10 protein-coding genes are annotated in these 8,635 nt (G+C 32.9%); 2 read left to right on the top strand and 8 right to left on the bottom strand.

From position 1 onward, the window contains the following. Positions 1-107: 107 nt before the first annotated feature. The 3 genes from BFG57_RS14700 to BFG57_RS14710 form a co-directional block, all read right to left on the bottom strand. Entirely contained in the window at positions 108-1,037 is a 930-nt protein-coding gene (locus tag BFG57_RS14700) for a peptidylprolyl isomerase (RefSeq protein ID WP_069718256.1), read from the bottom strand. 759 nt (positions 1,038-1,796) lie between these two features. Then, positions 1,797-1,976, bottom strand: coding sequence for a hypothetical protein (locus tag BFG57_RS14705; protein WP_069718257.1), 180 nt, complete (start codon positions 1,974-1,976; stop codon positions 1,797-1,799). A gap of 508 nt (positions 1,977-2,484) precedes the next feature. After that, positions 2,485-3,027 (bottom strand): DUF3267 domain-containing protein, encoded by a 543-nt coding sequence (locus BFG57_RS14710; RefSeq protein ID WP_069718258.1) that lies wholly within the window; start codon positions 3,025-3,027, stop codon positions 2,485-2,487. 373 nt (positions 3,028-3,400) lie between these two features. On the opposite strand from BFG57_RS14710, the gene BFG57_RS14715 reads away from it, so the two are divergent. After that, positions 3,401-3,745 (top strand): DUF1878 family protein, encoded by a 345-nt coding sequence (locus BFG57_RS14715; protein WP_069718259.1) that lies wholly within the window; start codon positions 3,401-3,403, stop codon positions 3,743-3,745. Here the strand turns inward: BFG57_RS14715 and BFG57_RS14720 are convergent. From BFG57_RS14720 to BFG57_RS14740, 5 genes are all read right to left on the bottom strand, one after another. Beyond that, positions 3,742-4,347: an HTH-type transcriptional regulator Hpr gene (locus tag BFG57_RS14720; protein ID WP_069718260.1), complete on the bottom strand. Its 606-nt coding sequence runs from the start codon at positions 4,345-4,347 to the stop codon at positions 3,742-3,744. The two genes, BFG57_RS14715 and BFG57_RS14720, sit on opposite strands and share 4 nt — an antisense overlap. Before the next feature lie 739 nt (positions 4,348-5,086). Then, positions 5,087-5,467 carry a YtxH domain-containing protein gene (locus BFG57_RS14725; RefSeq protein ID WP_069718261.1) on the bottom strand — a complete coding sequence of 127 codons (381 nt, stop codon included), beginning with the start codon at positions 5,465-5,467 and terminating at the stop codon, positions 5,087-5,089. A 342-nt stretch (positions 5,468-5,809) separates the two neighbouring features. Then, positions 5,810-6,325, bottom strand: a complete 516-nt coding sequence (locus BFG57_RS14730) for a tryptophan transporter (RefSeq protein WP_069718262.1) — start codon at positions 6,323-6,325, stop codon at positions 5,810-5,812. Positions 6,326-6,470: 145 nt separating this feature from the next. Next, a complete protein-coding gene (serC, locus tag BFG57_RS14735; protein WP_069718263.1) occupies positions 6,471-7,556 on the bottom strand; it encodes a 3-phosphoserine/phosphohydroxythreonine transaminase in 1,086 nt (361 codons plus the stop codon). Between the two features lie 152 nt (positions 7,557-7,708). Beyond that, a complete protein-coding gene (locus tag BFG57_RS14740; protein WP_069718264.1) occupies positions 7,709-8,134 on the bottom strand; it encodes an HIT family protein in 426 nt (141 codons plus the stop codon). Between the two features lie 305 nt (positions 8,135-8,439). Between BFG57_RS14740 and BFG57_RS19165 the strand changes: the two genes are divergently transcribed. Then, positions 8,440-8,635, top strand: a 196-nt coding sequence (locus tag BFG57_RS19165) for a hypothetical protein (RefSeq protein WP_217627936.1), incomplete at its 3' end; no start/stop codon positions are given.

The raw sequence follows: 8,635 nt of genomic DNA on the forward strand, positions 1-8,635 counted from the left end.
GCCCTATAGAATATAGAGCTAAAGCCGTTTAAATCATTTTTATTATTTCCACTGTCTACTTGACAGGGGGCAGTTCAGTGTCCTTCTGGGCTTCTTGTCGATCTATATTACTTAGTAGCTTCTTCTTCTTCTTTTTCAGCTGGTGGAGTTTCGCTGTCTTCAGCAGCAGGTTCTGTCTGTTCTTTTTTATCGAAAAGTCCTTTAAATGCTTCATCTTTCACATTGATATCAGCTTCTTCAAGCTCTTTTTGGACTGCTTCTTGAATCTTTTGACCATCTAAGTTTTTCTGAATATATTCTTCTTTTACTTCTTCTTTCATTTCTTCAAAAGGCTTTAGTTCTTTTTTGTCAGTCACTTTGATAATATGCCAACCAAATTGAGATTGTACAGGTTCGCTGATTTGGTCAATTTCTAGTTTGTAAGCTGCTTCTTCAAATTCAGCAACCATTTGCCCTTTACTAAAATATCCTAAGTCTCCACCTTCAGGAGCGGATGGACCAGTAGAAAATTCTTTTGCAAGTTCTGCAAAATCTTGTCCATTATCAAGTTTTGTTTTAATTTCTTTTGCAGTTGCCTCATCTTCTACAAGAATATGGCTCGCCTTAATTTCTGGTGCTAACTCGTCATAATATTTCTTTAACTCTTCATCAGAAATGTCCATTGTTGCGGTAGCAGCTTTTTCTTGTAACATGTTAGCACGAACGACTTCTTTAAATTGTTCTTCGTTCTTAAAGCCACTTTGTTGGAGAAGCATTTCGAATTGAGCGCCATAGTTTTCTTTGATTTCGTTAAAACGCTCAGTAACTTCTTCGTCTGTTAATTCATACTTCTCTGATAGAACTTTATCAGTAACAAGCTCAAGTAATACTTGGTCACCAACTCGATCTTTCATTGAAGTATATAAATCTTCTTGTGTGATATTTCCTGAAGCAGTTTCAACGATGACCGTTGCGTTATCAGCGTTACCAGTGTTGCTACATGCAGAAATTGCAAAGATACTAGCTGCAGCTGTTACGGAAAGTAATACTTTGTTCATATACTTAACACTCCTCAAATATGTTGGTTGTATTCTTTCATAAAAATTAAAAAAATTCAAGAGATTGTTTGCGAAAAATAGTGTGAATGAATGAAAATTCTTCCTTAAAAAAGATAAAAAACCAAAATTCAAACACAAAAGTAACTATATCATATTTCTTCGCTAAAACGAAATAATTTCATGGGGGAAAGAAGATGTAAAAATTTCTCATTCAATAGAGAAGTATATTTGCTGTGTTGATTTTGTGTCATTTGTTGTTAAGGATAGTTTTCCATCTAACAAAAAACGTGAAGGAAAGTGTTATAAAAAATCATTACGAGACCAGCATAATGTTAAAAATTGTTTTTAAAAAATATCAAAATAATAAGTTTCTGATTTGATGAGTTTAATCAAAAAAAGTTAATGGGAGTTCTTAATAATAGTTCCTATGCTTGAATAAGTTATGAATCATTTAAAGCTTTCTAAATCAACGATTTTCAAAGTTAATTTTCCATATATGGAATTAGGTTTTCCATTATTAATGACATCAAAAGAGAAAGAAAATTCACAAAAAAACGAACTATAAAGTGGATAGTTCATTTTTTTGAATTGTATTTTATTAAAAAGTAAATAGTAAGAAATGGAGATATAGAAGTTATACATAAAAAGTAGCTGATAGAGGGAAATTGTGAAAAAACTACCTTACAAATGGGAAGCTTAAGCTACACTTGTTAAGATAAGTGAAAAATAAAAAACTTGGCGAAGGCCAAGTTAGCTTAGTTATGTGAAAGATACCTCAACATAAGAAGAAATGAGTAAAATAGTTACTAAAACATTGATTGTGCGAAATACTTTTGGTTGGCGTTCTTCTGGGATGTCACGCTGCAAACATAATGAATTCGTCATTGTATTGATAAAGAAAAGAATGAATAATGCGAAAGGTATAAAAAACAGGATCAAAATAAACCGCCTCCTTATAGTGAATAAGAAAGTTATGATGTTCATTAATATAAGAAACCATTATTACATGTTAACTAATATAAAAATTTCATTTCCATGCCGTAATGATTTTATCCATTCAGCTAACGATCAGCTGGGAATGAAAGCTCCCTGCACTGATTGAAGTTTCACTTTATGTAAAATGAGACTGGTGAATGTAATCTTATTTAAATAACGATAACAAAAAAATGATTAAAAAGATAGGTTTTCTATAAAAATTGTAAATTGTTTTACCACTTTAAAAAAGTGCTTATGAGTGATTAACATTTGGACAATTATTAGTTGTTATTCTGGTGTTTAGATTCACTGGATGAGTTAAAGAAGGTATGGGAGTCAGTATTGAACATAGTTTAAATGAAGGGTCACTTTAATATGAAAAAAACAAAGCATCCAGTCGATGCTTTGTTAGTAGCAATGTGACATGTTAATGCAAATTATTAGTGTAGATCGGGTACTCGAATACTACTGATTAATTATATCTATTAATAAGGATATCATAACCACCATTAAAATTTTCAATATAACAACGTTTTGGTGCTTTCAAAATAAGTAACATGTAGATAAGGTCTGTCACAGATAAACCAATGTTCAGAGCAGACATCATAGAAAAATAGTGAATATATTGAGGTAGAAGATGACTACCAATCATAAATAAAGCTGTCATGACAACAAGTGGCATACCAAGACAAATTAGTATCAATGTTTTTGACATTGAATCATGAAATCGTATAACAAAGAATGGCATTCCAAATTTATATTTTAGTTTCATCGTTGCCTTTTTTAATGTTAACCAGGCAGGTAACAAATGTAATACCTGATGCAGCATTGGTATAAGCATTAACCCGATGAGAAAAACAATAGCGTAATTATCTTGTAGTTTTACAGACGAATAAATCAAGCTTAAGGGTAAATAAATACCGACAAATGATCCAAGCGTCACAAATATAGATAAAATAGAGATGCGTGGTAGGCCGTAATCTTTAAAGAGGTTAATGGTCTTCCAACAGTTCATCATATTACCACCGTCCCATTACTCATACATAGTTAAGGTATTTTTACTTAAATTTGTATTAGTTTTAGTTTAAAACATGTCCAATTTTAGTTTAGATTCGTTTTTTGCAATGTGTTTTAAATAAAATGAATGTTAAGATCAAGCAATAGAATTGAAGCTTACTAAACACGAATGATTTGGCCAATATGTGTCAGTGATTAAGTAACAAGAAAACTAATTAGTATTAACGATATTGCATTATATCTCTTTAAATTACCGTTGGCAACACCTTTTAAGAAGATTGTTTGTGAACTTTTCAAGAAGGAATTTTTAGCATATTAATGGAAAATAGATGTGGGAATGTAGAGTAATGATGTTAAGGGGGAGAAGTATAGTGGAGTCAGTGGAAGATAGATTACAGCGGTTAGAATATCACCATAGAGTGTTAATGAAAGTACTAGACAGTAATGAATATCCGTTATATCGATTATTTATTGAAAGGAAGTTAACAGAAAAAGAGGTACACGAGCTATTTATGTTATGTGATCAATTACAAAAAAAATATAAGGAACAGAAAGAATGGGGTTTTGTGAACTTCTTTCCGCTCCTTATCCAATTTGCAGGTCTACTAACGACGAAATTGCATCCAGATGAGACGATGGAAGCACTTATAGAACAAAAGCTATATGAAGAACTTATGAAGGAGCTGAAGACACTACGCTACAACTATAATGATTAAGAATTGATGGCTCCTAATTTAACTAATTCATCATCGGTTTCTTCGTCTTCATCAGGTAGTTTTCGAATCTGTCCTGATTCTTCGGTGAATTCCTTATCAATATTCTCGAATGACTTTTCGAAAATGCGCATGAAATCATCTCCATATACGCTTCTGACAACACACATCATTTCCATCATTTCTGGGAATTTTCCATACAATTCACGTAGAGGCATTGCCCCGTTATAAACTGCATTACCTTCTGGGTGGTATTCTTCCATCGTTTTTAGTAATAACTGCTCTCCTTCATCTGTTAGCTCTACGTATGTGTTCCGCTTATCATTTTCTTTTTTAGAGAAAGATAAATATCCCTGCTCCTCTAATTTTTTCGAGAAATTAAATGCCGTAGAGACATGCATAACCCCGAATTTTGCAATCTCAGAAATTGAAGCCCCTTTTAAATGGTAAGCAATCCATAAGATGTGGTGTTCGTTGATATTTAAATCAAATGGCTTAATCCATTGCTGCCAGTCCTTTTCAATCGATTTCCAGAGAGCTTTACTTAACTGAGCAATTTTTTGGCTATAGACAAGTGCTTCTTTCACAGAATATGCACGCTCCATATTAATCCTCACCCTTTTCCCTTAATTAATAGTGGTTGTTTAAAAGCTTAGGTAGTTCACTAAATATTAATTTCTACCTAAAATGTACCTTAAATTTTCAGAACTTAAACTATTAACATACACTTAAATAGATTATTCTAGAAACCTATTAATGATATACTCTATTATGCCAATAAATGAATAAATAATAAAGTCACTTTAGTATATAAATTCAGAAAATTTTCATATTAATTGAAATAACTATTAGAAAAACCTAAAAAATGTAAAGGTAATTTACATTTTTTATTTGTAAGATAAATTAATAGCTACAAAGTGACATGCATATTTTTGTTTGGAAGAAAAAATGAACCCTCGTGTATAGAGCTTTATATACTCTTTTTTATGAATATTCATAATATCATGTTATTAAAAATTCAATTAACATAATATTCTGGAAATAACAGATAAAATTATTAGAAAAATTATGAAAAGCTATTAATTTATATTATTACAATTATATGTACGATATGTTCAGATAAGTCAATGATTTTGACTTAGAACAGGATAATATCGCACATTTTTGTAAAATAGTTATCCTTTTATGCGTTGAAGCATAGGTATTTCTTATAAGTAATTGATTAATTCATTTGAGATACTTATCTTTTATAATTGGAGAATTAACAAACAAACGAGCAGGATTTCCCTGCTCGTTTGTTTGTTAATGAGATTTAAAACGTTTTAATTTACAAAAAGAAGCATATTATGATTCAGTCACACCTTGTTGTGCTTCACGAATGACTTGCTCAATATCGTGAAAGGCTCTTTCGATGTCATCTAAATCTTTTTGGATACGGCGTTGATGTGGTTGAATATCTTTTTGCCATTGCTGAATGGTTGTTTGTAGGTCACCACTCACTTGTTTAATTGTTTCTGCACCTTCAATAGAAGCCACTTTCACTTGATCTGCTAATGCAAGTGCATCTTTTTTAATCGTTTGCAGAGACTCTTTTGCTTTGTCACTGTTAGTTCGAATTGATTCACGCACTTCAGGTCCAGATTTCGGTGTACTAAGTAAGACTGTTGCTCCTCCAAGCACAACACCTGTAATGAATCCATATAGAAATGATGAAGCTTTTGCCATACTATCACCCCTTTATTGTTATTGTATTACAAACCTTTTTAGTTTATAAAGCAAAATGGGAGAACTTTCTTTCTTACGTGTTCAATTACATTAAAACATAGTAAAGTGAAAGTTTCTCACATTATTGGTGCAATTCAAGCCTCTAACAACTATTGAAGATGTTTTTATAAGAACTTGTTCAAAAAGTTTGGAGAAAATGGCATTCTTATATTTGAATTAATATGCTTCTCCGTTATTGAAGTATGGACTTTCATACGTAATTAGACTCGAACTTATTTTTTGAACACACACTATAAGTGAAAGGACCGTCAAGCAAGAGTAGCTTGTCGGTCCTTCAATTTTCTATTGTACAGCAATGTTTGTGCGTTTAAGTATAGCTTGCACAATTGGGAAAATGACAATCATCATAATTGTATTGACAATTGCTGTAGGTAAGACAACTCCTGCAAACAGTGCAATAAATGCATCTGGAAGACCGAAGAAGATAAGTGCTGTTAGTAAAAATATTGTTCCACTAATTAATGTACCAATAGCTGTTAGAATACTTGCAGAAATTACTGTAGGTTGTTTTGAACGGATAAGTAGCATTAATCCGAAGAAACAAAATGCAGTAATAGGCTTATCAATCATATTGGCAATTTGTCCACCTGGGAAAGCGGTTGTTATTGCTGAAACGATCCCAGTTACAAGTGATAAAACAAGGACGTTCTTACGTTCAGGGAATAACAGAATGCCTAAAAACATCATTGTCAATAACATGTCAGCCTTCATGCCTAAAAAAAGTGGTGGCATAACTGCATGTAAGACGGTACCAATCCCAACTAATAATGATAAAGAAACTAATACTCGTGTATTCACTTTCTCATCTCTCCTCTACTATTCTCATCTAAAATTTCCGTTTATTCCTCCAATAATGCACTACTTGCTTATTGCGAAGAAATCACTTAGTTAAAGTATAACAAATGTTTTTACATGTGAAAAGACTTCGTTCCACGAGGTTGTATTATGAAAATTCCTTACAAAATGTTGTCATATAATCATGTAATGCTTGACAAGATTCTAACGGAACTGCGTTATAAATAGAGGCACGGCAACCTCCGATAGAGCGATGACCATTGAGTCCTACAAAACCTTTCTCTTTAGCTCCATTTAAGAACTTTTGTGTCAAATCATCAGATGGAAGGGTAAATGTAACATTCATTTTTGAACGACTACCGTCTTTAGCATGTGGTTTGTAAAAACCGTTGCTTTCATCAATGGCATTATAAATAAGTTCTGACTTTTGATCGTTTCGCTCAGCAATTTGTTCAACACCACCTTGCTCCTTCATCCAGTTAAGAACTAAGGAAAGCATATATATTCCAAAAGTAGGAGGTGTATTATAGAGAGATTTCTTCTTAATTTGTGTACGATAGTCTAACATCGTAGGAATATTATTAGGAATTCTCTTTGTCATATCGTTACGTAAAATAACGACTGTAACACCGGATGGTCCTAAGTTCTTCTGCGCCCCAGCATAAATCATTGCAAATTTACTGACATCGATAGGTCGGCTAAGAATATCACTGGACATATCTGCAATTAAATCTTTATTTTTTAGTGAAGGTAGTTCTTCCCATTGTGTTCCGTAAATTGTATTGTTCGATGTAATGTGTACATATGCACTATCATTACTTAAAGAAAGTTCATCTAAAGAAGGGATAGCGTTATAGCCGTTATTTTTCGTACTAGCAGCAATATTTGCTTTCCCTAGTTTTTCTGCTTCTTGAAGGGCCTTCTCAGACCAAGAACCTGTCAATATATAATCAGCAGTTTGGTTTTCAGCTAAGAAATTCATAGGAATCATTGTAAATTGTGTACTTGCCCCACCTTGAAGGAAGAGAACATCATAGTTATCTGGAATCTGCATTAGTTCACGTAACAGTTGTTCAGCTTCGTTGTGGACAGCATCATATTCTTTGCTACGGTGACTTAGCTCCATAACAGACATACCGCTTCCTTTGAAATCTAATAATTCTTCTTGGGCTTTTTCAAGTACTTCGATAGGTAATGCAGAAGGTCCTGCATTGAAATTGAAGGCTCTATTCATTTTTTTTCCTCCTTTTTAATTATGTAATTCATTACTACGAAAAAGAATACTACTATCCTAACACGTTTTTTCAATCATTTTAATGTTAATTTATTAAAAAAATTCGAAAAGAAAAAACAGTCCCAAGTATGGGACTGTGTACATATGTATGATTAGTTTTCAATGTTATTTGCAATTCCTTGCGCCATTTCTTGCATTTCCTGTTGTGTATATTTATCTATATTTGTTGACCATTTAAGTCCGAAATCATCTTCATGACCGTAACGAGGTAGTAGATGAAGGTGAAGGTGGAAGACAGACTGTCCAGCCGCTTCTCCAGTATTACTAAGCATATTCAATCCGACAGGAGAAAATTGCTTACGGATAGCATTAGCGACCTTTGGAACAACAGCAAATACTTTTTCGGCTACTGAAGGCGTTAATTCATACATGTTTTCTTGGTGAACTTTAGGAATGATCAAAGTGTGTCCCTTTGTTACTTGGCTAATATCAAGAAAAGCAAGTACGTTCTCATCCTCGTATACTTTTGCAGCTGGTATTTCGCCGTTTACAATTTTACAAAAAATACAATCAGACATATAGATAGCCCCCTTATCTTATCAATATATATCCATTATAACGAAGTTTTAAAATAAAAACGATTATTGAAGCATATAAAAAACAGGATACTTACAAGAGTAAGTATCCTGTTTCCTAAATGAAGAGGGAGGAAATAGTGCTAAGCGTCTAGAACAGATCTTGTTCTTTCACAGACACCTCATTTCAAAATAATCAGTGGCATTGCTGATCGGATTATCTATGTCTCAACATAATCACTTACGTGACATGATAGAATGACTTGTTCTGCGATAAACACCTCATTCACTGAGTGATATCCTTACACTTGAGCAAAAATGGCCCAGCCAACATTCATATAGAAAGATGTGTCATTGCAACGTTTACAGCTCTATTTTGTCTTTCACAGACACCTCATTTCAATGATAGGTTTGAACGGTTAAGTGGAAAGCACCAATTTGTTCAATGTTATCATCTCCTTGATGGTTTTGCTGTTAAAGTAATATCTCCCTCTTCATTTAGGA

The sequence above is a fragment of the Bacillus solimangrovi genome (genome assembly GCF_001742425.1).
Classification (GTDB): Bacteria; Bacillota; Bacilli; order Bacillales; family Bacillaceae_N; genus Bacillus_AV; species Bacillus_AV solimangrovi.